The sequence below is a fragment of the Pseudoxanthomonas sp. LjRoot206 genome, from assembly GCF_056175725.1.
Map to the genome: position 1 here is coordinate 846,817 of NZ_JBGFFI010000002.1, position 22,955 is coordinate 869,771.

Annotated in this window: 24 protein-coding genes and 1 pseudogene; 16 read left to right on the plus strand and 9 right to left on the minus strand. The window is 68.6% G+C overall.

Annotation, left to right across the window (positions count from 1 at the left end; genetic code table 11):
- The first annotated feature begins 43 nt into the window (after positions 1-43).
- The 7 genes from AC04MD_RS08620 to AC04MD_RS08650 all read left to right on the plus strand — a co-directional run bounded on the left by AC04MD_RS08620 (position 44) and on the right by AC04MD_RS08650 (position 7,029).
- On the plus strand, positions 44-1,315 hold the full coding sequence (locus AC04MD_RS08620; protein WP_475496855.1) for a sensor histidine kinase: 1,272 nt from the start codon (positions 44-46) through the stop codon (positions 1,313-1,315).
- Between the two features lie 96 nt (positions 1,316-1,411).
- Positions 1,412-2,956, plus strand: a complete 1,545-nt coding sequence (locus AC04MD_RS08625; RefSeq protein ID WP_475496856.1) for an efflux RND transporter periplasmic adaptor subunit — start codon at positions 1,412-1,414, stop codon at positions 2,954-2,956.
- Positions 2,953-3,684, plus strand: a complete 732-nt coding sequence (locus tag AC04MD_RS08630) for an ABC transporter ATP-binding protein (protein WP_475496857.1) — start codon at positions 2,953-2,955, stop codon at positions 3,682-3,684. Before AC04MD_RS08625 ends, AC04MD_RS08630 begins: the two co-directional genes overlap by 4 nt.
- Positions 3,681-4,922, plus strand: a complete 1,242-nt coding sequence (locus AC04MD_RS08635; RefSeq protein ID WP_475496858.1) for an ABC transporter permease — start codon at positions 3,681-3,683, stop codon at positions 4,920-4,922. Before AC04MD_RS08630 ends, AC04MD_RS08635 begins: the two co-directional genes overlap by 4 nt.
- Positions 4,923-5,000: 78 nt before the next feature.
- Positions 5,001-5,957: an isoaspartyl peptidase/L-asparaginase family protein gene (locus AC04MD_RS08640; protein WP_475496859.1), complete on the plus strand. Its 957-nt coding sequence runs from the start codon at positions 5,001-5,003 to the stop codon at positions 5,955-5,957.
- Positions 5,957-6,673, plus strand: coding sequence for an RNA polymerase sigma factor (locus tag AC04MD_RS08645; protein WP_475496860.1), 717 nt, complete (start codon positions 5,957-5,959; stop codon positions 6,671-6,673). Before AC04MD_RS08640 ends, AC04MD_RS08645 begins: the two co-directional genes overlap by 1 nt.
- Positions 6,652-7,029, plus strand: a complete 378-nt coding sequence (locus tag AC04MD_RS08650; RefSeq protein ID WP_475496861.1) for a VOC family protein — start codon at positions 6,652-6,654, stop codon at positions 7,027-7,029. The genes AC04MD_RS08645 and AC04MD_RS08650 overlap by 22 nt, the downstream gene beginning before the upstream one ends.
- Positions 7,030-7,050: 21 nt before the next feature.
- Here AC04MD_RS08650 and AC04MD_RS08655 read toward each other — a convergent pair whose 3' ends face one another.
- Positions 7,051-7,740 carry an SGNH/GDSL hydrolase family protein gene (locus AC04MD_RS08655; RefSeq protein WP_475496984.1) on the minus strand — a complete coding sequence of 230 codons (690 nt, stop codon included), beginning with the start codon at positions 7,738-7,740 and terminating at the stop codon, positions 7,051-7,053.
- Between the two features lie 249 nt (positions 7,741-7,989).
- On the opposite strand from AC04MD_RS08655, the gene AC04MD_RS08660 reads away from it, so the two are divergent.
- From AC04MD_RS08660 to AC04MD_RS08700, 9 genes are all read left to right on the plus strand, one after another.
- Positions 7,990-8,370, plus strand: coding sequence for a diacylglycerol kinase (locus AC04MD_RS08660; RefSeq protein WP_475496862.1), 381 nt, complete (start codon positions 7,990-7,992; stop codon positions 8,368-8,370).
- Positions 8,371-8,399: 29 nt separating this feature from the next.
- On the plus strand, positions 8,400-9,134 hold the full coding sequence (locus tag AC04MD_RS08665) for a TerC family protein (RefSeq protein WP_475496863.1): 735 nt from the start codon (positions 8,400-8,402) through the stop codon (positions 9,132-9,134).
- Positions 9,135-9,296: 162 nt separating this feature from the next.
- A complete protein-coding gene (locus AC04MD_RS08670; RefSeq protein WP_475496864.1) occupies positions 9,297-9,938 on the plus strand; it encodes a LemA family protein in 642 nt (213 codons plus the stop codon).
- Positions 9,939-9,957: 19 nt separating this feature from the next.
- Positions 9,958-10,848: a TPM domain-containing protein gene (locus AC04MD_RS08675; protein WP_475496865.1), complete on the plus strand. Its 891-nt coding sequence runs from the start codon at positions 9,958-9,960 to the stop codon at positions 10,846-10,848.
- On the plus strand, positions 10,848-11,339 hold the full coding sequence (locus tag AC04MD_RS08680; protein WP_475496866.1) for a TPM domain-containing protein: 492 nt from the start codon (positions 10,848-10,850) through the stop codon (positions 11,337-11,339). The genes AC04MD_RS08675 and AC04MD_RS08680 overlap by 1 nt, the downstream gene beginning before the upstream one ends.
- 84 nt (positions 11,340-11,423) lie before the next feature.
- On the plus strand, positions 11,424-12,314 hold the full coding sequence (lgt, locus tag AC04MD_RS08685; RefSeq protein ID WP_475496867.1) for a prolipoprotein diacylglyceryl transferase: 891 nt from the start codon (positions 11,424-11,426) through the stop codon (positions 12,312-12,314).
- Positions 12,315-12,336: 22 nt separating this feature from the next.
- Positions 12,337-13,131 (plus strand): thymidylate synthase, encoded by a 795-nt coding sequence (locus tag AC04MD_RS08690; protein WP_475496868.1) that lies wholly within the window; start codon positions 12,337-12,339, stop codon positions 13,129-13,131.
- A gap of 17 nt (positions 13,132-13,148) precedes the next feature.
- A complete protein-coding gene (locus AC04MD_RS08695) occupies positions 13,149-13,700 on the plus strand; it encodes a hypothetical protein (RefSeq protein WP_475496869.1) in 552 nt (183 codons plus the stop codon).
- Between the two features lie 8 nt (positions 13,701-13,708).
- Positions 13,709-14,203: a dihydrofolate reductase gene (locus AC04MD_RS08700; protein ID WP_475496870.1), complete on the plus strand. Its 495-nt coding sequence runs from the start codon at positions 13,709-13,711 to the stop codon at positions 14,201-14,203.
- A 77-nt stretch (positions 14,204-14,280) separates the two neighbouring features.
- Here AC04MD_RS08700 and AC04MD_RS08705 read toward each other — a convergent pair whose 3' ends face one another.
- From AC04MD_RS08705 to AC04MD_RS08740, 8 genes and pseudogenes are all read right to left on the minus strand, one after another.
- A complete protein-coding gene (locus AC04MD_RS08705; RefSeq protein WP_475496871.1) occupies positions 14,281-14,928 on the minus strand; it encodes a DUF1287 domain-containing protein in 648 nt (215 codons plus the stop codon).
- A gap of 26 nt (positions 14,929-14,954) precedes the next feature.
- Positions 14,955-15,785, minus strand: a pseudogene (locus AC04MD_RS08710) (symmetrical bis(5'-nucleosyl)-tetraphosphatase); the annotation flags it as partial.
- Between the two features lie 10 nt (positions 15,786-15,795).
- The gene (apaG, locus tag AC04MD_RS08715; RefSeq protein WP_464747747.1) at positions 15,796-16,176 is read right to left on the minus strand and encodes a Co2+/Mg2+ efflux protein ApaG; all 381 of its coding nucleotides are present in this window, start codon (positions 16,174-16,176) and stop codon (positions 15,796-15,798) included.
- A gap of 58 nt (positions 16,177-16,234) precedes the next feature.
- Positions 16,235-17,023 carry a 16S rRNA (adenine(1518)-N(6)/adenine(1519)-N(6))-dimethyltransferase RsmA gene (gene rsmA, locus AC04MD_RS08720; protein WP_475496872.1) on the minus strand — a complete coding sequence of 263 codons (789 nt, stop codon included), beginning with the start codon at positions 17,021-17,023 and terminating at the stop codon, positions 16,235-16,237.
- 46 nt (positions 17,024-17,069) lie between these two features.
- A complete protein-coding gene (gene pdxA, locus AC04MD_RS08725; protein ID WP_475496873.1) occupies positions 17,070-18,044 on the minus strand; it encodes a 4-hydroxythreonine-4-phosphate dehydrogenase PdxA in 975 nt (324 codons plus the stop codon).
- 1 nt (position 18,045) lies between these two features.
- Positions 18,046-19,374 (minus strand): peptidylprolyl isomerase, encoded by a 1,329-nt coding sequence (locus AC04MD_RS08730; protein WP_475496874.1) that lies wholly within the window; start codon positions 19,372-19,374, stop codon positions 18,046-18,048.
- Positions 19,371-21,839: an LPS assembly protein LptD gene (lptD, locus tag AC04MD_RS08735; protein WP_475496875.1), complete on the minus strand. Its 2,469-nt coding sequence runs from the start codon at positions 21,837-21,839 to the stop codon at positions 19,371-19,373. Before lptD ends, AC04MD_RS08730 begins: the two co-directional genes overlap by 4 nt.
- A gap of 129 nt (positions 21,840-21,968) precedes the next feature.
- Positions 21,969-22,877, minus strand: coding sequence for a histone deacetylase family protein (locus AC04MD_RS08740; RefSeq protein ID WP_475496876.1), 909 nt, complete (start codon positions 22,875-22,877; stop codon positions 21,969-21,971).
- Between the last annotated feature and the right edge of the window lie 78 nt (positions 22,878-22,955).

Consider the following 22,955-nt stretch of genomic DNA (forward strand, 5'->3'; position numbering starts at 1 on the left):
CGTCGGCGCGCGGCATACTCCGGCCTTCGCCCGACGACCTCCCATGCGCCAAGGCCTGCCCCGCAAACTCAGGATCGCCTTCATCCTGCAGGCCGTGATGGTCAGCCTGGCCATCGTGCTGGGCGTCTACCTGATCTCCGCCGTCATCAAGCACAGCCTGATGAACACCGCGCTGCAGGAAGAAGCCGCGCATTTCTGGGAGCTCTACAGCGCCAGCACCGCGCAGCCGCCGCCGAACACCTTCAACCTGCGCGGCTACCTGGTGGTGAAGGGGCACTCGAACCTGGTGCTGCCGGAGAACCTGCGCGACCTCGCCCCCGGCTTCCACGAACTGCGGAGCGACGACCTGCTGGTGCTGGTCGACGAGCAGCCGCAAGGGCGCCTGTACCTGGTGTTCCTGCGTTCGCAGGCCGAACGCCTGGCGTTCTACTTCGGCACCGTGCCGATCATCATGACGCTGGTCGCGATCTACCTGGTGTCGTGGCTGACCTATCGTGCGTCCAAGCGGCTGGTATCGCCGGTCAGCTGGCTGGCGCGGCAGGTCTCGGAATGGGATCCGCGCCGGCCCGACGTCAGTGCGCTGGCCGCCGACAAGCTGCCGAACGACGTGCAGGGCGAAGCGCGGCAGCTGGCCTCCGCGCTGCATGGGCTGGCCCAGCGCGTCAGTGCGCACGTGGCGCGCGAACGCGACTTCACCCGCGACGCCAGCCATGAGCTGCGCACGCCGCTGACCGTGATCCGCGTGGCCACCGACATGGGCATGGCCGAGGACGCACCGCCGCGGGTGGCGCGCGCGCTGCAGCGCATCCAGCGGGCCGGCCGCGACATGGAGGCGGTGATCGACGCCTTCCTGATCCTCGCCCGCGAGGCCGAGGTGGAACCGCAGAGCGAGGACTTCGACGTCGCCGACATCGTCATGGACGAGGCCGAGAACGCGCGCACGCTGCTGCTCAACAAGCCGGTCGACCTGGAGGTCACGCTGCATGCGCGCCCGCGCCTGCATGCGCCGCCGCGCGTGTTCCAGGTAGTGGTCAGCAACCTGCTGCGCAACGCCTGCGCCTACACCGACCGCGGCCGCATCGACGTGCTGCTGGAGCCCGACCGCGTGATCGTGCGCGACACCGGCATCGGCATGTCGGCGGAGTCGATGACCCGGGTGTTCGAACCGTTCTACCGCGCCGATCCCACCCGGCCGCACGGCAGCGGCCTGGGCTTGTCCATCGTCAGCCGCCTGTGCGACCGATTCGGCTGGAAGATCGAGCTCGACAGCGAGCTGGGACGCGGCACCACGGCGACGATCCGCTTCGTTCCGTAATCTATAACGGGAACTGACCGGCGCCGCGGGCTGTCAACGCCGCGGCCTCCGGCGCGTTCCCGTTCCCGACCCCCATTCTCCGAGCCGACTCACTGCATGAGCCAGCCAGCACGCACCGCCCCCCGCAAGAAATCCCCTCTGCCCAAGATCGTGTTCGGGGTGGCCATCGTCGCCCTCCTCGGCGCGGGTGCTTTGTACTGGACCTCGCGCAAGGCCGACGGCGCCGAGAGCGCCTACCGCACCGCCACGGTCGAGCGCGGCGACATCCGCGTAGCCATTTCGGCCACCGGCACGCTCAGCGCCATTTCCACGGTCACCGTCGGCAGCCAGATCTCCGGCCAGGTCACCGATGTGCTGGTCGACTACAACAGCGAAGTGAAGAAGGGCGAGGTGCTGGCGCGCATCGACCCGAGCACCTACGAGGCCCAGATCGAACAGGGCAATGCGCAGATCGCCAACGCGCAGGCCAGCCTGAAGCAGGCGCAGGCCACGCTGGCCAATGCCGAACTGGACTACACCCGCAAGGCCGATCTGGGCACGCAGAAGCTGGTCGCGCAGAGCGACGTCGACCTGGCCCGCGCCGCGCGCGACCAGGCGCGCGCGCAGGTCAACGCCGCACAGGCGTCGATCCGCCAGCAGACCGCGTCCACCCAGACCACCCGCGTCAACCTGGACCGCACCGTCATCCGCTCGCCGGTGGACGGCGTGGTGCTGACCCGCACCATCGAGCCCGGCCAGACCGTGGCGGCCAGCCTGCAGGCGCCGGAGCTGTTCACCATCGCCGAAGACCTGTCGAAGATGAAGATCGAACTGGCCGTCGACGAAGCCGACATCGGCCAGGTCAAGGTCGGCCAGTCGGTATCCTTCACCGTCGATGCGTTCGCCGACCGCCAGTTCCGTGGTGAAGTGCAGCAGGTGCGCCTGTCGGCCACCACCACCAGTAACGTGGTGACCTACCCGGTGGTGGTCAGCGTGGACAACAGCGACGGCACGCTGCTGCCCGGATTGACCGTCAATGCCGAGATCGAGGTCAGCAAGCGCGACAACATCCTGAAGATCTCCAACGCCGCGCTGCGCTACAAGCCGACCGGCGAGGAGGCGAATGCCAATACCGCGACCGGCGCGCAGGCACCGCAGGGCGGCGGGCAGAACCGTGGCAGCGGCGTCAGCGACGACCTGGTGCGCGTGGCCGGGACGCTGCAGCTGAAGCCGGAACAGCAGGCCGCGTTCGACGCCGCGCTGGCGGCGTTGCGCGAACGCCAGGCCGCCCGCGCGGCGCAGGCGCAACAGCGCAGCGGCGGTGCCAGCATGTTCGGTGGTCCGGGCGGCGGTCCGCGTTCGGGCGGCAACGCCGCGGGCGGCGGCGCGATGCAGGCGCAGATCCGCCAGCGCATGGCCGAACGCATGCAGCAGGATTTCGCGCCGTTCCGCGCCACCCTGGACGACCAGCAGAAGCAGCGCTGGGATGGCGAACTGCGCACGCTGCTCGGCGCCAAGCGCGCGCCGATATACAAGCTCACCGACGGCAAGCCGGAGATGGTGCAGGTGCGCGTGGGTGCCAGCGACGGCACCAGCACCGAGGTGTCCGGCGCGGTGAAGGAAGGCGACGTGGTGGTCGTGGGCGAGCGCGCGAAGGAATGAGCACGCCGTCCGCGAACGCCGGCGAGCGCGTACCGGTCATCCAGACGCATTCGCTGGGCAAGGTCTACTCCGCCGGGACCGAGGCGGAAGTGGTCGCGCTGCGCGGCGTGGACATGCGCGTGGACCGCGGCGATTTCGTCGCCATCATGGGGCCGTCCGGCTCGGGCAAGTCGACGCTGATGAACCTGATCGGCTGCCTGGACACGCCCACCGATGGCAGCTACCTGTGCGACGGCATCGATGTGGCCACGCTGGACGCCGAGCAGCTGGCGATCCTGCGCCGCGAGAAGATCGGCTTCGTGTTCCAGGGCTTCCACCTGTTGCCGCGCATGACCGCGCTGGAGAACGTGGCGATGCCGCTGGGCTATGCGCAGGTGCCGCCGGGCGAGCGCGCCGACCGTGCACGCGAGGCGCTGGCCGCGGTCGGCCTGGCCGAGCGCGCCGGCCACCGTCCCAACGAACTGTCCGGCGGCCAGCAGCAGCGCGTGGCGATCGCGCGCGCGCTGATCAACCAGCCCCCGATCCTGCTGGCCGACGAACCCACCGGTGCGCTGGACAGCAAGACCGGCGAGGAGATCCTGGCGTTGTTCAAGCGCCTGCGCGACGACGGCCACACCGTCATCCTGATCACCCATGACGCCGAAGTCGCCGCGCATGCCGACCGCATCCTGGTGATGCGCGACGGCGAGTTGCATGAAGACACCGACCACGCGGGAGGCCGGCCATGAAGTTCTCCGACATCCTGCGCACCGCGCTGCACGCACTGCGCGGCAACTGGATGCGCAGCGCGCTGACGTCGCTGGGCGTGATCATCGGCATCGCCGCGGTCATCGTCATGGTGTCGGTGGGCCAGGGCACCCAGGCCGAGATCGACAAGCTGGTGTCCGGCCTGGGTTCGCAGCGCCTGGACATCAGCCCGGGTGCCGGCCGCGGTCCCGGCGGTGGTGGCGTGCGCATGAGTTCCAGCAGCTTCTACACGCTCAAGGAAGGCGACGTCGACGCGATCCGTAACGAGATCCCGGAGGTGCAGTACGTGGCCGGCGCGTTGCGCGGAAACACGCAGATCGTGTTCGCCGAGAACAATGCATCGACCAGCTGGCAGGGCGTGCAGGCCGATTTCTTCGACATCAACAGCTGGGTCATCGCCAACGGCGAGGGCTTCGATGCGCAGGACTATTCCAGCGCCGACAAGGTGGTGATCCTCGGCGAGACCGTGCGGCGCACGCTGTTCGGCGAGGACAGCGGCGTCGGCCAGACCGTGCGCCTGGGACGCGTGCCGTTCACCGTGGTCGGCACGCTGGCGCCGAAGGGCCAGGGCGGCTTCGGCCAGGACCAGGACGACGTGATGATGGTGCCGCTGGAAACCGCGCGGCGCCGCCTGATGGGTTCGATGGGTCTGCCGCCGGGTGCCGTGCAGCAGGTGGCGCTGACCGTGGCCGACGCCAAGGATCTGAGCTATGTGCAGGGCGAGGTCGAGGCGCTGCTCCGTCAGCGGCACAAGATCGGTCCCGGCGAGGAGGACGACTTCAACGTCCGCAACATCTCGGAGATCGTCGCCACCCGCACCGCCACCACCAAGCTGATGTCGCTGCTGCTGGGCGCGGTGGCCACGATCTCGCTGATCGTCGGCGGCATCGGCATCATGAACATCATGCTGGTGTCGGTGACCGAGCGCATCCGCGAGATCGGCCTGCGCATGGCGGTGGGCGCGGGACCCGGCGACGTGCGCCGGCAGTTCCTTGCCGAGGCGATGCTGCTGTCGCTCGGCGGCGGCGTGCTAGGCATCGTGATCGGGGTGGTCGGTGCGCTGCTGGTGGGCAAGTTCAGCGAACTGCCGGTCGCGTTGAACGGGCAGGTGATCGGGCTGGCCGCGGGCTTCTCGATCGCCACCGGCCTGTTCTTCGGCTACTACCCGGCACGCAAAGCGTCGCAGCTCGATCCCATCGAAGCACTGCGCTCGCAATAGGCCCTCCGGCGGGGCTGGTGCGGTGCGTCGGCGGGAGTATGCTGGAGGCCCGTCGCGCCTTCCGCTGGTGCCTGCGCCATGAGTCCGCATTCGTCCCGCCGGCCGCTTGCACTCGCCATCCATGGAGGTGCCGGCGTGATCGAGCCGGGCAGCCTGGGCGCCGAGCTGGAAACCGCGATCCATGCCGAACTCGCACGCGCGCTCGACGTCGGCCACGCCATCCTCGCCACCGGCGGCACCGCATTGGATGCGGTGGAAGCGGCGGTGACCGTGCTGGAGGATTCCCCGCATTTCAACGCCGGGCGCGGCTCGGTGTTCACCGCCGAAGGCCGGCACGAACTCGACGCCTCGATCATGGACGGACGCCATCGCCGTGCCGGTTCGGTCGCGGGCCTCATGACGGTGCGCCACCCCGTGCGGCTGGCGCGGCGGGTGCTGGAGGATTCGCCGCATGTCTTTCTCATCGGCGACGGCGCCGAGCAGTTCGCCGACACGCAGCCGGGCATCGAGCGCGTGCCGAACGGCTGGTTCTCGACCGAGGCGCGGCGCGCGCAGTTGCGCGATGCGCAGCAGCGCGAGCAGCAGGCCTGGGACAGCAACGACGATCTGCGCGGCAAGTACTTCGGCACCGTCGGCGCGGTGGCGCTGGACAGCCGCGGCCACCTGGCGGCCGCGACCTCCACGGGTGGCATGACCAACAAGCGCTGGGGACGCGTCGGCGACTCGCCGGTGATCGGTGCCGGCACCTGGGCCGATGCGCGCTGCGCGGTGTCATGCAGCGGCTGGGGCGAGTTCTATATCCGCAACGCGGCGGCCCACGACATCGCCGCGCGCGTCGCGTATCGCGGCGACCGCCTGCGCGATGCGGTGGAAGACGTCATCCTCGGCGAAGTGCCGCAACATGGTGGCGACGGCGGCGCGATCGCGGTGGACCGCGACGGCAACCTCGCGCTGGTCCTCAATACGCGTGGCATGTACCGCGGCTGGGTGCGGCCGGACGGTACGCGCGGCACCGCCATCTACCAGGACGCCTGATGCCTGCAGCGGCGGAAGGCGGCGGAGACGCACTGACGCTCGCGGTCTATCGCGCCCTTCGTGCGCAGGCGTTGCGGCTGTGCCGGCGTGCGGACGAGGTGGAAGACCTGGTGCAGGACACATTGCTCGCCGGCGTGGTCGCCGGACGCCACGATCTGCCCTGGCTGTCCGGCGTACTCCGTCGGCAGGCGGCGATGGCCGCACGCACGGCGGTCAGACGGCGCCGGCGCGAAGCCCAGGCGCACCTCGATGCGGAGGATGCCGCCGATCCCGCAGCGCTGCGGGAGTCCGGATGTCGCGCGACGCAGCTGCCCTGGCTCGCGACGCTGCCGCCTTCTGCCCGCCGGCTGGCCGTGCTGGCGCTGCACGGACTGTCGGCGGACGAGATCCGCTGGATCCTGCGCATCGAACCGACCGCGTTCCGCCAGCGCCTGACCCGCATCCGCAGGACGCTCGCCGCACAGTCGCCGGCCATGCGCGCGGACAGCATCGCGCTGGCGTACCTGCGCGATCCCGCACGCAGTACCGACCTCGCGTTCGGACTGGCCCGGCGCGCGCTGAAGGCCGCGATGCAGGCGGGCGAGGGACTGGGGACGCACGATCCGGACGGGCACCTGATCCTGATCGACGCCGGTGCTCACACATCGCCTTCCCGCGGCAACCGACAGACGGGAATCACACAGGAGGACATCCCATGCTCACGCACTGCAAGGTAGGCGCCATTGTGTTCTTCGTCTCCGACCTCGGCCGGTCGGTGGCGTTCTACCGCGACACCCTCGGCTTGCCGATCGACACGATGGACGGGCACGACGGTCCGTTCGCCATGGGCGAGGTCGGCGAACTCGCACTGGTGTTCATCCCGCGCCCGGCGCGCGCGGGCGAATCGCCGGTCGTCGTCTTCAGCCTCGACGGCGGCATCGACGACCGGGCCGAGGCGCTGGCCGCGAAGGGCGTGGAGATCGTGGTGCCGGTCAGCGAATCGCCCGATGGCGGGCTGTCGCTGGACTTCCTCGACCCGGACGGCAACGTGCTGAGCCTGCACCAGAACGAGGGTGCGCCGCGCCGGCGCTGAGGCACCGGCGCGGCGACGGGATCACTTCACGTACGGCGCGATGACGCGCTGCCAGATGTCGTAGCCGGCGGCGTTCATGTGCAGGCGGTCTTCGACGAACAGGGTTTCGTCCGGCTGGCCGCCGGCATCCAGCATGGGCGTGAAGATGTCAATGTAGTCCACGCCCAGCCGCTTGGCTTCCGCTTGCACCAGCGCGTTCGCCTCGCGCTGGGCGGGCAGGAGCTGCGCGCGCGACGGGCTGGGCTTGGTGCTGATGTAGGCGATCTTCGCCTTCGGCAGGTCGCGGCGCACGCGTTCGACGAACGCGATGAAGTCGGCCTGCAGCTGCTGCGGCGAGCGGCCCGAGTTCAGGTCGTTGTCGCCGGCGTAGATCAGGATCTGCCGCGGGGCGTACGGCACGATGGTGCGGTCCGCGTACCAGGTGCTGTCGCGCAGTTCGGAACCGCCGAAGCCGCGGTTGATCACCGGTACGCCGGGAAAGTCCTGCGCCAGCGTGTCCCACAGGCGGATCGACGAACTGCCGGTGAACACCACGCCACCGCGCGGCGGCGGCGACTGCGCGTCCTCGGCCGCGAAACGCTGCATGTCGGTCTCCCAGGCCGCGTTGGAGACTTGGTCCGGGATGCGGGGGGCGGTCTTCGACGTGGCGGCGGCGGGCGCGTCGGCGCTCGCGGGCGGGCTGCCTGCGCAGGCGGCCAGCACGGCGACCAGGGCGAGGGCGGACAGGGGCAGGCGAAGCGGGGTCGGCAGGATCACGGGGGCAGGGCTCCTTGGGGGAAGGCAGGCCCTAGTGGACCAGCCGGGGACGGACGATGCAAACCGGTGCGGGGCCGCCTTGTGGCAAAATCGCCCCCTTGGCGCGTCCACTGCGCCGGTTCCACCCGATCCGACCCCACCGCTGGTCCAGGCCCTGCCTGACGGGCCGGGGACGATGCGGGCCTTCTTCGCATCGACCTGCCCATGGCTGACGAAATCGGACATCTTCCCCGCGGCCCGGGCCGCATCCTCAAGGCCGCGGTCTGGTCCCTGCAGGGTCTGCGTGCGGCGTGGGTGCACGAATCCTCGTTCCGGCTGGAGGTCTACCTGCTGGTCGTGCTGGCGCCGCTGGCGCTGTGGCTGGGCGACAGCGGGCTGGAGCGCGCATTGATGATCGGCAGCTGTCTGCTGGTGCTGGCGGCCGAGCTGCTCAACTCCGCGGTGGAGGCGGTGATCGAGCGCTACGGCCCCGAACACCACGAACTCGCCGGCCGCGCGAAGGACATGGGCTCCGCCGCCGTCTTCGTGCTGATGATGAACGTATTGCTGTGCTGGGGCCTGATCCTCGTGCCCCGCTATCTCTGAACTCCTGATCTGAACCAAGGTACTCCCCGATGATGGAACTGCTTACCGATCCGCAGGTGTGGATCACGCTGGTCACGCTGAGCGCGATCGAGATCGTGCTGGGCATCGACAACCTGGTCTTCATCTCCATCGCGGTCAGCAAGCTGCCGGCGCACCAGCGCGAAGTCGCGCGCAAGTTCGGCATCGCGGTGGCGTGCATCACCCGCATCCTGCTGCTGCTGACGCTGGCCTGGCTGGCCGGCCTGACCGCCGACCTGTTCACGCTGTTCGGCCAGGGCATCTCGGTGCGCGACCTGGTGCTGATCCTGGGTGGCGTGTTCCTGCTGGTGAAGGGCACCAAGGAAATCCTGGAGCTGGTGAAGGGCGAGCCGGACGCGGAAGACGTGCACACGCGCCCGGCCGTGTCGTTCGCCGGCGTGATCGCGCAGATCGCGGTGATCGACATCGTGTTCTCGCTGGACTCGGTGATCGCCGCGGTCGGCATGGCCAACCACACGCCGGTGATGGTGGCGGCCATCCTGCTCGCCGTCGCCGTGATGCTGCTGGCGGCCAAGCCGCTGGGGCAGTTCATCGACAACAACCCCACCATCAAGATGCTGGCGCTGGCCTTCATCGTGGCCGTCGGCGCGTACCTGCTGCTGGATGGTTTCGAGATGCATATCCCGAAGGGCTACCTGTACGGCGCGATGGGCTTCTCCGCGCTGGTCGAGTGCCTCAACCTGTGGGCGAAGAAGCGCGCCACCCAGCGCATGCTGCGCGAGTAAGCACGCATCGCGGGTCGATCCACGAAGGGCTCCCGGCGGGAGCCCTTCTTCGTTCACGACCCGATAACAAGTCCGCTCGCCAACGACCACCATGCGCACCGCGCTTGCGTGGTCCTGGGCAAGGTGCTGCAATCGGCGCGTCCTTCAACGGAGTGCCGTGCCATGCGCCAGGTGTCGCGTCTGTGGTTGCTCGTCGTGTTCGTCGCGCTGCTGTCCGGCTGTGGCTACAACGCCATCCAGCAGAAGGACGAAGCGGTGAAGGCCGGCTGGTCCGAGGTGCTGAACCAGTACAAGCGGCGCGCCGACCTGATCCCCAACCTGGTGAAGACCGTGCAGGGCTACGCCCAGCAGGAGCGCCAGGTGCTGACCGACGTGACCAACGCGCGCGCCCGCGTGGGCCAGATCCAGGTCAACGCCGACGACGCCGCCTCGCTGCAGCAGTTCCAGCAGGCGCAGGGCGAACTGTCCAGCGCGCTGTCGCGCCTGCTGGTGGTCACCGAGAACTATCCAAATCTGAAATCCGACCAGTCGTTCCGCGACCTGCAGGCGCAGCTGGAAGGCACCGAGAACCGCATCACCGTCGCGCGCGGTCGTTACATCCAGACCGTGCAGGACTACAACACCTACATTCGCCAGTTCCCGCAGCTGATCACCGCGAAGATCACCGGCGCGAAGGAAAAGCCGAACTTCACCGTCGAGAACGAGGCCGCGATCTCGGAAGCGCCGGCGGTCGACTTCGGTACGCCGCCACCGGCGGCACCGCAGGCCCCGACGCCGCCTCCGCCGCCGTCGCCCGGCAACTGAGCAGGGTCGCGTCGCCCCCATGCTGCGTGCCTTGGCGTTCTGCCTGCTGCTGACGGTTGCGCCGGCCTGGGCGCAATCGCTGGCGGCCATTCCGGCACTCGATTCGCCGGTGGTCGATACCACCGGCACGCTGGATGCCGCGCAGAAGCAGCAACTGGAACAGCAGGCACTGGCGCTTCAACAGCGCAAGGGCAGCCAGCTGCAGGTGCTGATGGTGTCGACCACGCAGCCCGAAACGATCGAGCAATATGCGCAGCGCGTGTTCGACCAGTGGAAGCTGGGCCGGCAGGGCGTCGACGACGGTGTGCTGCTGCTGGTCGCCAAGGACGATCGCCGCGTGCGCATCCAGCCCGGCTACGGACTGGAAGGCGCGATCCCCGACGCGATCGCCAACCGCATCATCCAGGAATACCTCGCGCCCAAGTTCCGTACCGGCGATTTCGGGGGTGGCATCGTCGATGGCACGGCACAACTGGCACGGCTGATCGAAGGCGAAGCCTTGCCCGCGCCGGTGAGCGGAAACCGCGATCACGAGGAACCGGTGAGCAGCGATGGCTTGTTCGCCCTGTTCGCGGCGTTCGTCGTGGCCTCGCTGGTCCGTGGCGTGTTCGGCAAGGCGCCCCGCCTGTTGCGCAGCGTGTTCACCGGCGGCGCGGCCGGCGGCGTGGCGCTGCTGCTGTCGTCGATCCTTCCGCTGGCGGCCTTCGCGGGCATCCTGGGGCTGTTCTACGGCCTGATCTCCATCTCGTCCGGGCGATATGCGCGGCACGGAGGCTGGGGTGGATTCGGTGGCGGCTGGGGCGGAGGTGGATTTGGGGGTGGCGGAGGTGGCTTTGGCGGCGGCGGAGGCGGCGGCTGGAGCGGCGGTGGCGGCATGTCGGGAGGCGGTGGCGCCTCGGGGAGCTGGTGATGCGTCTGCTGCGGCATCTGTTCGCCCGTTCCTCACGCCGGCTGTTTCCCGAGGACAGCCTGCAACGCATCACCGAGGCGATCGCGGACGGCGAGCGCCGGCATCGCGGCGAGGTCATGTTCGCGGTGGAGTCGAACCTTCCGCTGGGCGCGCTGCTGGCCGGCGTGCAGGCGCGGGAGCGCGCGCACGAGGTGTTCGTCCGGCTACGCACCTGGGATACGGACGCCAACAACGGCGTGCTGATCTATCTGCTGCTGGCCGACCACCGCATCGAGATCGTCGCCGACCGTGGCCTGGCCGGGCGGGTGAGCGACGAGGCCTGGGCGCAGGTCTGCCGCCTGATCGAGACGGCGATGCGCGCCGGCCACCCGGAACAGGCCATCCTGGATGGCATCCGTGCGGTGTCCGATCACCTGGCGCTGCATTTCCCGCAGGCCGACGGTCATCCGGACGAAGACGAACTGCCGAATCGTCCGCACCTGCTGGACTGAGCCGTCACCGGTGCGGCCCGTGGTCATCCACGCGTCGACCGGCTGGGGCAAAATAGCCCATCCCCACCGGCCACGCCGAGGCGCATGATCTACCTCCACCAGATCGATCCGATCATCTTTTCGCTGGGTCCGGTCAAGCTGCACTGGTACGGCCTGATGTACCTGCTCGCGTTCGTCGTCGCCTGGTGGCTGGGGCGGATGCGCGCCACGCAGGGGCGCCTGCCGGGCGTCAACGCCGACGCGTTCTCCGACCTGATGTTCTACGCCATGCTCGGCGTGGTGCTGGGCGGACGCTTCGGCTACGTGCTGTTCTACGGCTTCGACACCTTCCTCGCCAATCCGCTGTCGATCTTCAAGGTGTGGGAAGGCGGCATGAGCTTCCACGGCGGCCTGCTCGGCGTGATGGCCGCGGCGCTGTGGTGGTCGCGCAAGCACCGGCTGCACTTCTTCGACACGATGGATTTCGTGGCGCCGCTTGTGCCGCCAGGCCTCGGCTTCGGCCGGCTCGGCAACTTCATCGGCGCCGAGTTGTGGGGCAAGCCGACGGAGGCGGGATGGGGCGTGATCTTCCCGACCGATCCCGCCTTGCGCAGCCTGGATGCCGCGCAGCTGCAGGCGCAGTACGCCGCCGGTGCGCTGGACCCGTTCGCTCGTCACCCTTCGCAGCTTTACCAGGCCTTCCTCGAGGGGCTGGTGATGTTCGTGGTGCTGTGGCTGGTGTCGCGCAAGCCGCGTCCGCGCTACCTGGTCTCCGGCCTGTTCGCGCTGATGTACGGCGTGTTCCGTTTTATCGTCGAGTTCGTGCGCGTGCCGGACGAGGGCGTCTACGTTGCGTTCGGCTGGCTCACCAAGGGCCAGATCCTGAGCGTACCGCTGGTGCTGCTGGGCCTGTACCTGCTGTGGCTGTCGCGTCGCGCGCCGACGCTGCAGCCCGTCGTGCCTGTAGCCAACGACGGGAAGGAGAAGACCGCATGAGGCCGTTTGCCGGAGGCGAAGCATGAAGCAATACCTCGAGCTGTTGCGCCATGTGCTGGAACAGGGCGCCGAGAAATCCGATCGCACCGGCACCGGCACGCGCAGCGTATTCGGCTGGCAGATGCGCTTCGACCTCAACGAAGGCTTTCCGCTGGTCACCACCAAGAAGCTGCACCTGCGCTCGATCATCCATGAGCTGCTGTGGTTCCTGAAAGGCGAGACGAACATCGCCTACCTCAAGGACAACAAGGTCAGCATCTGGGACGAGTGGGCCGACGAGAACGGCGAGCTGGGTCCCGTCTACGGCAAGCAGTGGCGCAGCTGGGAAGGTGCCAACGGCCAGACCATCGACCAGATGCAGTGGCTGGTGGACGAGATCAAGCGCAACCCGGACTCGCGCCGGCTGGTGATCAGCGCCTGGAACGTGGCCGAGCTGCCGAAGATGGCGCTGATGCCGTGCCATTCGCTGTTCCAGTTCTACGTGGTCGACGGCAAGCTCAGCTGCCAGCTCTACCAGCGCAGCGGCGACATCTTCCTCGGCGTGCCGTTCAACATCGCCAGCTACGCGCTGCTGACGCACATGGTGGCGCAGGCGACGGGTCTCGGCGTCGGCGATTTCGTGCACACGCTGGGCGACGCGCACCTGTATTCGAACCATTATGACCAGGCCCGCGAACAACTGGCGCGCGAACCGCGCGCGTTGCCGAAGCTGCACCTCAATCCCGATGTCACCGACCTGTTCGGCTTCACCTTCGACGACATCGAAATCCATGGCTACGACCCGCATCCGGCGATCAAAGCGCCGGTGGCGGTGTGATGCGCAGGTGGGTGCTGTTGGCCATGCTGGGCTGGCCCTGCTTGTCGATGTCGGCCCCCATCGGTACACCATCGCAGACGGCGGCCGAACAGTTCTACGATCAGGCGCTCGCTGGTTTCGTGCACGATGAGTTCGTCGTCGACGTCCTGCGCAGCCTCCGGCAGGACATGGAAAAGCAGGCCGTGACGGCACTGGGAAGCCAGGCGCAGGTCGATGCGTGCAGTGGGTTGAAGCCGGCGATCGCACGGCTCGTGGCCGAAGACATGGGGGCCGCGCTCGAAGACGCTTACACGGACGCGCGCACTCGCACCGCATTCGTCGCAGCGGTCCGGGATTCCGTGCCAGCCGAACGGCTGCAGGGCTACCTTCGACAAGTGCCGTCAGGAAAGACGGAAACCGTTAGGCTGATGTTGGTCGCCGAGCCGGAGTTCCTGGCCGGGATGGGCGAAGCGATCAAGAATTCGCCGCTCAACATGAATACGAATACCCAGGCACGCGAGCGGATCATCGCCGGCGCGCGGCGGGTGGCACCCATTGTGGAGCGATGCAAAGGGAGCGCTTCGTCGTGAACCCGCGCATGCGACTGGTGCTTATTGCCGCGCTGGACCGCCACCACGCCATCGGCCGCGACAACGATCTGCCGTGGCGTCTGCCCGATGACCTGAAGCGCTTCAAGGCGCTGACGCTGGGCAAGTCGGTGCTGATGGGGCGTAAGACCGCCGAATCGCTTGGCCGTGCATTGCCCGGCCGGTTGAACCTGGTGCTGACGCGCAGCGGTCGCGTGCCGTTCGACGGCATGCAGCCGGTGACGTCGGTCGACGAGGCGATCCGGATCGCGGTGGAACAGGGTGCCGACGAACTCTGCGTGATCGGCGGCGGCGAGGTCTACGCGTTGACGCTGGACCGTGCCGACGTGCTGCATCTCACCGAGGTCGACACCGTGGTGGATGGCGCTCACGCGTTCTTTCCGGCTTTCGACGGCAGCCGCTGGCGGCAGGTCGCGCGCGAGTCGCATCCCGCCGATGCCCGACACGCCTTCGGGTTCGATTTCGTCGAATATCGGCGTGCCTGATCAAGCGTAGCGTGCGCCGTGCGCACGAGTGCGGTATCGGTCCATGCGATCGTGCGCGTGGCGCACACTACGCCCGACTATGGCGCTGCCGGCATCCGGTAGTGGCCGATGATCGCGTGCCGGAACAGCAGGTCGTCTTCCTGGGTGCCGGCGTTGATGTTGTGCAGGATCAGCGGCGTGCCGTCGTGGCTGCGGCGGTCGGACACGATGCCGATATGCAGCAGGCCGCTGCCGCTGAGCTTCCACGCCACGATGTCGCCCGGCGAGAAATCGTCCGACGCCGCACCGGCGGCCTGCTGCCATCCCTGCCGCTCGAACCAGCGCATCTGGTTGGGCACGCGGCGGTGGTCGATGTTGCGGTCGGGCCGGCTCAGGCCCCATTGCCGCGGATACTGGTCGAAGTGCGCACGCATGTCCTCGTGGATCGCCTGCTGCAGGTCCAGCCCCTGCGTGCGCAGCGCGCGGATCACCACGTCCGTGCAGACGCCGCGATCGGCGGGCACGTCGCCACCGGGATACGCCAGGCTGAAGTAGGCTGGATCGTACCGGCGCACCACGCCGACCTGCGCACGCGCCGCAGCGACCAGCGGGGGAGAGACGGCGGCAGGCGCATCCGGACGCGCGTCTGCTGAAGGCCTGGATTCGGCGGCGACCGGCGTTTCGTCGCGGCAGGCCGCGAGCATCAACAGCATCAGGCACAGCGTCGATAGCCGCACCTGCCGCATGCTCAGTCCTTCGGCAGTTCGCCCTTGGGCGGTGGCGGCACGTCGCGGCCGGGCACCTGCACCAGCCGGACCTCGTCGGTATCCAGCTGCAGCGCGGTGAGCTTGCCGCCCCATACCGCGCCGGTATCGATCGCGTGCACGCCGTGGCCGATCATCAGGCCGAGCGTGGACCAGTGGCCGCAGACGATCTTGAGGTCGCGTTCGGCACGGCCCGGGACTTCGTACCACGGGTACAGCCCCTGCGCCTGGCGGCCCGGCGCGCCTTTCTCCTCGATCGCCATGCGACCGCGCGGCGTGCAGTAGCGCATGCGCGTGAGCACGTTGATGATGGCGCGCGACCGGTCGTGGCCCGACAGGTGCGGTGCCCAGTTCGGCTTGTCGCCGTACATGTTGCGGAACAGCTTGCGGTAGGCGTTGCCGTGCAGCTGCTGTTCGACCTCGCGCGCATGCTTCTCGGCCAATGCGGTGGTCCACTTCGGCGCGAGGCCGGCATGCACCATCATCCAGCCGAGGTCGCGGTCCACGTGCACCAGCTTCTGCATGCGCAGCCAGTCCAGCAGCACGCGGGCGTCGTCGGCCAGCACCACGCGCTGCAGGTCGGGATTGACCTTGCGCTGTTCGTCCGGCGAGCGCTCGCCGATCGCCAGCAGCGACAGGTCGTGGTTGCCCAGCACCGTCGCGCTGTGGTCGCGCAGCGAGTACACCAGCCGCAACGTCTCCAGCGACTGCCCGCCGCGGTTGACCAGGTCGCCGCAGAACCACAGGCGGTCCTGCGCGGGATCGAAGCGGATCTTCTCGAGCAGCCGCTGCGTGGCGTCGTAGCAGCCCTGCAGGTCGCCGATGGCCCAGACCGTCATCGCGGCGGACTCAGTGCAGCGTCCGCGGGACGGACAGGGTGAACTGCGCGATGGGAGCGTCGAAACGGGTGCCGTCGTCGGCGAGCATGTCGTAGCTTCCCTGCATGGTGCCCAGCGAGGTCTCGAGGATGGCCCCGGACGTGTAGCGGAAATCCTCGCCCGGCCTCAGCCAGGGCTGTTCGCCGACCACGCCTTCGCCCTCGACCGTTTCCACCTTGCCGTTCGCATCCGTGATGACCCAGTGGCGGCGCAGCAGCTGCGCGGGTACGCGGCCGCGATTGCGGATGCGGATGGTGTACGCGAACACGTAGCGCCCGTCCTCGGGCGTGGACTGGTCGTCCAGGAAGCGCGTGGCGACATCGACGTCGATGGCGTAGTCGGGGGAATCCATGCGGGAAGTGTATGCAAAGGCGTGTAAAAGCGGAAACAACGCCGCGATGGTGCGCGTGTCAGTCTTCCGCGGGCAGGTTGGCGAGGCGGACGAAGCCTTCCACCTCGACCTGCTCGGCACGCGCATCGGGGCGCAGGCCGGCGGCCTCGATCTGGTCGGTCGAACAGGTGCCGCCCAGCGCGTTGCGCAGGGTCTTGCGACGCTGGCCGAAGGCGGCGCGCACGACCTCCGCGAAGCGTCGATGGTCGGCGATGCCGATGGCGGCCACATCGTGCGGCACCAGTCGCGCGACCGCCGAGTCCACCTTCGGCGGCGGCCGGAATGCGCCCGGCGGCACGACGAACAGCGAGTCCACGCGGCAGTAGGCCTGCAGCATCACGCTGAGCCGCCCGTAGACCTTGCTACCCGGCTCGGCGGCCATGCGGTCGACGACTTCCTTCTGCAGCATGAAGACCATGTCGCGGATCGAGGCCGCGTGTTCGATCGCATGGAAGAGGATGGGCGAGGACAGGTTGTAGGGCAGGTTGCCGACCAGGCGCAGCTTGTCGTCGCCAGCGAGCTTGCCGAAGTCCACGTCCAGCACGTTCTTGTGGATGATGGTCAACCGGCCGACGCCGTCCGAGGCTTCCATCAGCGGCGTGATCAGGTCGCGGTCGAACTCGATCGCGGTCAGCTCGCCATGCTTCCGCAGCAACGGAAAGGTGATCGCGCCCTGGCCCGGACCGATTTCCACGAGCCGGTCGCCGGGCTGTGGATTCACCGCCATCACGATCTTGTCGATATAGCTGCGGTCGGTCAGGAAGTGCTGGCCGAGGGACTTCTTGGGGGGAGCCTTGAAATGCGACATGCGGGAATTATGCGGGAATGCCGCGTCTCCCGTCGGCAGTGGGGTGTCACGCCTTGCGCTGGGCCGCCATGCGCGCGCAGGTGGCGACGGCGGCGAACAGGCTGGACGGATCGGCGATGCCGCGCCCGGCGAGGTCGAGCGCGGTGCCGTGGTCGACCGCGACGCGCGGATACGGCAGCCCCAGTGTCAGGTTCACCGCCTGCTCGAAGCCGCTGTACTTGAGCACCGGCAGGCCCTGGTCGTGGTACATCGCGACCACCGCATCGAAGCCGCGCAGCTTCTGCGGCAGGAAGGCGGTATCGGCGGGTAGCGGGCCTTCCAGGCGCATGCCGTCCGCGCGCATTGCGCGCAGCAGCGGTTCGATCACGTCGATCTCCTCGCGCCCGAGATGCCCGGCTTCGCCCGCATGCGGATTGAGTCCGAGCACTGCGATGACCGGCTCGGCGATGCCGAAGTCGCTGCGCAGCGCGGCATGCGTGATGCGCAGGACTTGGGCCAGCGCCTCGGAGGTGATCGCGTCAGGCACGTCGCGCAGCGGCAGGTGGGTGGTCGCCAGCGCGACCCGCACGATCTCGTTGGCGAGCATCATCACCACCGGCCGGCGTGCCTGCTCGGCCAGCAGTTCGGTGGTGCCGCTGTAGGCGATGCCGCCGGCGTTGATCGCGGCCTTGTGCACGGGGCCCGTGACCAGGCCATCGAGCTCGCCGCGCAGACAGGCATCGGCCGCCAGCGTCAGTGCATCGATGACCGCGCGCGCGTTGCGTGGCTCGGTCGTGCCGAAGGCGTTGGGTGCCGCATTGGGCACAGGCCGCAGACGGAGGTCGCCAGGCTGGGTGGCGACCTCGTGCTCGTCGAGCAATCGCAGGGGCAGGCCGAGCGCGGAGGCGGCGGCACCGAGGGTGTCCGCGTCACCGAAGGCGAGCAGAGTGCAGTCCCGGCGGCACTGCTGCGCCAGCCGCACGCACAGTTCCGGTCCGATGCCGCCAGGCTCGCCCGGGACCAGCGCCAGCCGGGGCGTCATGTCAGCCGCCCGGCGTGGTCTCGGCGCGGTCGCCGGTGCGGAAGCTCACGTAGGCTTCGCCACGCAGCTCCTGCAGGTAGCGGTTGTACTCTTCTTCCGCCTTGCGGCGGCCGATGGTGTCGCGGGCCTGCGCGCGTCGGTTCTGGTCGGTCACGTCGGTCTGGCGGGCGCCGACGCGCTGGACGATGTGCCAGCCGGCATCGGTGCGGAACGGTGCGCTGACCTGGCCATCCTGCAGGCCGGTGACTTCCTTGCCGAACGCGGGGCCGAATGCATCGGCCGGGAACCAGCCCAGGTCGCCGCCGTCGGCGCGGCTGTTGGCGTCTTCCGTCGATTCCTTCGCCACGGCGACGAAATCGGCGCCACCGGCGATGCGGGCACGCAGGGTATCTATCTTGGCCTTGGCGGCCGCCGCGTCCTGGGTCTCGGTGATGCGCACCAAGATGTGGCGCGCGTTGTATTCCTCGACGGTCCGCTTGTCGGCCTGCGCCGCATCGCGCACCTCGACCAGCTTCAGCAACTGGAAGCCGCTCGGGCCACGCAGCGGGCCGACCACCTGGCCGGGCTTCATGTCCTTGAGCATCTGCACGAAGGCGGTCGGGATTTCGTCGACACTGCGCCAGCCGAGGTCGCCGCCTTCGAGCGCGTTGGGACTGTCGGAATAGCGCACGGCCGCCGCGGCGAAATCCAGTTCGCCCTTGTCGACCAATGCCTTGACGCCATCGATCTTGCCCTGGCCGGTGCTGATCTGCTCGGCGCTGGCGCCGTCGGGCAGGCCGACCAGGATGTGCGCCAGGCGGTACTGCGTGCCGCTGGCGGCCTGGGCGGCCAGGGCCGCGTCGACTTCGCCCTCGCTGACATTGATGCGGGTCTGGGCGAAACCCTGCTTCAGGCGCTGGATGGTGATTTCGTCGCGCAGCGAGTTGCGGAACTCGGGGTACGACATGCCGTCGGCCTCCAGCCGCTGGCGCAGGCCGTCCGGGGTGGTGCCGTTCTGCTGGGCCACCGCGTTGACCGCATTGTTGAGGTCGGCATCGCTGACGCGGACGCCGGTTTCGGCGGCACGCGCGACCTGCAGCTTGACCAGGACCAGGCGCTCGAGCACCTGCCGCTCGAGCACGGCGCGCGGCGGCAGCTGGCCGGGCTGGTTGGCGTACTGGGCGAGCACGTTCTGCACCGCGCGATCGAGCTCGCTCTGCAGCACGACGTCCTCGTTGACCACGGCGGCGATGCGGTCCAGCGGCTGCAGCGTCTGCGCCAACACGGGCGCGGCGGACGTCGACAGGGCTAGCAGGCCGGCGATCAGGAGGCGGGAAAACGGCTTGGTCATGGCATCGGATCCGGAGCGTAAGAGGTATCGTCCGGTCGCTGCGCGATATTGCTCGGCGGGACGAGATAGAGGTCGTCTCGGTAGTAACCGAGAATAGCACGGCGGAGGGTGCGGTCCGTGTCCTGGCCGGCCGAGCCGAGACCCTTCAGCACGAACTCGAGCTGGAAGCCCGTGTTCATGTCGCCCTCGCGATTGCGCACATAACGGCGCACCAGCGCGCGGACCGCCAGGCAGCAGCTGTCCCACTGCACGCCGGCGACGCCTTCCAGCAGACCGGGCTCCTGGTTGGTGGCCGCATCGCGGTAGAACGAGTGGTAATACCGGCCGACCACACTCCAGGCCGGGGTCACCGGGTACAGGAACGAGAAGTCGGCCTGTTCCAACAGGTCGCGACGGCGGCGGTAGGTGATGTTGACCACGCCGTCGTCCGGCAGCAGGTAGCGCGCGCGCACGCTGGCGAGGTCTTCGCGGCGGAATTTCGGATCCCACTGGTACGACGCGCCGATGGTCCAGCGGTCGGTCGGCGCGTAGTTCGCATCCACCACCCAGGCGGACTTGCCCTTCTCCAGCGGCACTTCATTGGGTGCCGTGACCCGGATGTCGTCGAAGTAGCGGATCTGGCCGATGCTGGCGGACAGCCGTTCGAAACCGTCCTTCTGCCGCAACAGGCGTGTGCTCAGGGCCAGCGTCAGCTGGTTGGCGTCGGTCTGGCGGTCCGCGCCGGTGTACCGGTTGTCGCGGAACAGCTGGCCGTAGCTGAAGTTGAACGGACGCGTGTCGAAAATCGGAATGCCATCCTGCTCGCGGTACGGTGCCTTCAAGTAGAACAGGCGCGGCTCCAGCGTCTGCAGGAAGCGGTCGCCCTTGATCTCGGTCTCACGGTCGAAATACACGCCCGCGTCGAGCGATGCGATCGGCATGCTGCGGCTCGGCGCACGATCGTAGAACGGAGCGGAGAGTTCTGCAGGGACTGGATCGAGCGGACCCAGGCCATGGGCCTCACGCGCTCGCGTATCGGCCACCTGCTGTGCCAGATCGCCGTCCAGCCGATACTCGGTGTGCCGGTAGGCCAGCGTCGGCGTGACGTACCACGCGGCACCCTGGATCGGGAAAGAGATCGTCGGCTTGAGGTCGAGGCGGCTGCCGCCCGGATGTACATCGTGGGCGAAGCGTACTGCCTCCGCATGGCCACCGATGTTGATCCAACGGCTGAGCGGCTGGCTCCAGTTGAGATAGGTGCGCGGCAGCCGGTTGTACGGCAGCGTTTCCTCGCGGCTCAGGTAGTCGGAGAGCTGCCAGTGGTCCGCCATCGCCCCGGCGCTCCAGTACTCGCCTGCGCCATAGACGCCGGCCGTACTGGTAACGGACGAGTACGCCTGGCCGTAGAGCGAGTTGCCGAAATCCTCCTGGTAGCGCGCATCGCTCAGCCAGATCAGGTTCGCGCGCGCCTGCCAGTTCCGGCTGAAGCGGTGAGAGCCTTCGTACGAAAGGAAGCCACGGCCATCGTCAGGATCCGGGTTGTTCGGGTTGAGCGGATCGTAGTCCGACTCGTTCATGCGGTCGCTGACCAGGTCGTCCTTGGTCATCCAGGCCCCCTGGATTTCGCCGGACCCGTTTTCGTACAAGTAGCGGAACTCCGCCCCCATCTGGAAACCGCGCTCGCTCATGTAGCGCGGTTCCAGCGTCGCATCGTAGTTCGGCGCCAGGTTGAGGTAGATCGGCTGCTTCCAGTCGAAGCCGTTGCGACCCGACAGGCCGATCGACGGATACAGCAGGCCGGTGTGGCGCTGGTCGTCGATCGGGAATTTCAGGTAGGGCACGTACAGCACCGGCACCTTGCCGAGGCGGATCGTGGCGCCGCGCGCCACGCCCCAGCCATCGTCGGTATTGATGTCGATGCGGCGGGCGCGCAGGTCCCAGCGGCGGTCTTCGGGATCGCAGGTGGAATAGGTCGAGTGCAGCAGGCTGCCCTCGGGTCCCTTCATGTCGATGCGGTCGGCGCCGCCGTTGCCGCGTCGCGATACCAACTGGTAGCGCACGTTGTCGATCTGGTGGGTGTCGGCGCCCTGGTCGCCGCGGGCGGTGTCGGCCACCAGGCGGATGCCGGTGTCCTGGTAGCGGACATGGCCGTCGGCGACGTAGGTGTCCTTTTCCTGGTCGTACTTCAGGTTGTCGGCACCGAGGAACTGGTCGCCCCGGCTCAGCGCCACATTGCCCTGGTACTCGAGGTTCGTTTCGGTGCCGCCCAATGCGTCGCCTTCGATCGAGGTCGGCTGGTCGGCGCGCTGCTCGCGCGTGGCCTGGGGCGTGCCGGCCGGCGACGGTTGCGGAGCGCCGCCGAAGGCCGGAATCACGTCCTGGATCGGGCAGAGCGCCCAGCTGTCGGGCTTCTCATCGTCGGCCAGTGCCGGCAGGCACAGGGCGATGCTGAAGGGCAACGGGAGCAGGCGAAGGGCAGGGCGCACGCGGTGCTGGGCTCGCTGTCGGACGAAAAACGGTCGTTAGCTTGCCGCATCCCATGCATGCGGGCAATGAAGGCTTCCGGCCGATGTCGGGCAGGGTTCAGCAGCGGCGGTGCCGCTGGTCCGATGGCCTCAGCGAAGCGCGTCCACGTGCACCTTGGCGCAGTCGCGCAGGGCCTCGAGGTCGTAGCCGCCCTCGAGCATCGAGACCAGGCGCCCGCCGGCATGCCGGTTGGCGACATCGCGCAACTGGCGGGTGATCCAGCCGAAGTCCTCGGTCTCCAGCATCAGGTCGGCCAGGGGGTCGCGCATGTGCGCATCGAACCCCGCCGAGACCAGCACCAGCTGCGGTTTGAAGTCCTCCAGCGCCGGCAGCAGTTCGTCGGCCCAGGTGTTCTGGAAGCGGAAGCCGCCGCTGCCCGGCGGCAGCAGGGCGTTGAACACGTTGCCGACGCCGCGCTCGTAGGGCGCACCGCTGTGCGGGTAGATGCCGGATTCGTGCGTGCTGAAATAGGCCACGCGCGGGTCGTCGTAGAAGATGGCCTGGGTGCCATTGCCGTGGTGGACGTCGAAGTCGATCACCGCCACCCGCTCCAGCCCGTGCTTGTCGCAGGCGTGCGCCGCGGCGACGGCGATGTTGTTGAACAGGCAGAAGCCCATCGCCGCCGCACTGGTCGCGTGGTGGCCGGGCGGGCGAACGGCGCAGAACACGGTGCGGTCCTCGCCGTTCATCACCGCGTCCACCGCGGCCACGCCGGCGCCGGCCGCCCGCAGCACCGCCGCGCGCGAGGCCGGGCTCATTACCGTGTCGGGGTCGAGCATGCGGTAGCCGGATACCTCGGTGTCCAGGACCTCACGCACCAGGGCCTCGTCGTGCACACGGCGCAGGTCGCCCAGCTTCACGATCGGCGCTTCACGCCAGTCGGCGTCGGCGTGGTGGTGGCGCAGGGCCTCGAGCACGACTTCCAGCCGCGCCGGGCGCTCCGGGTGCTCGGGTCCGGGGTCGTGCAGCAGACAGGCGGGGTGGGTATAGATGATCAAGGTGCCGGCGTTGCCCTCGGCGGGGCGGGAACCGCCTCTCCCGGTGGATGTCCGGGTCCATTCTATGCGCGACCCCGG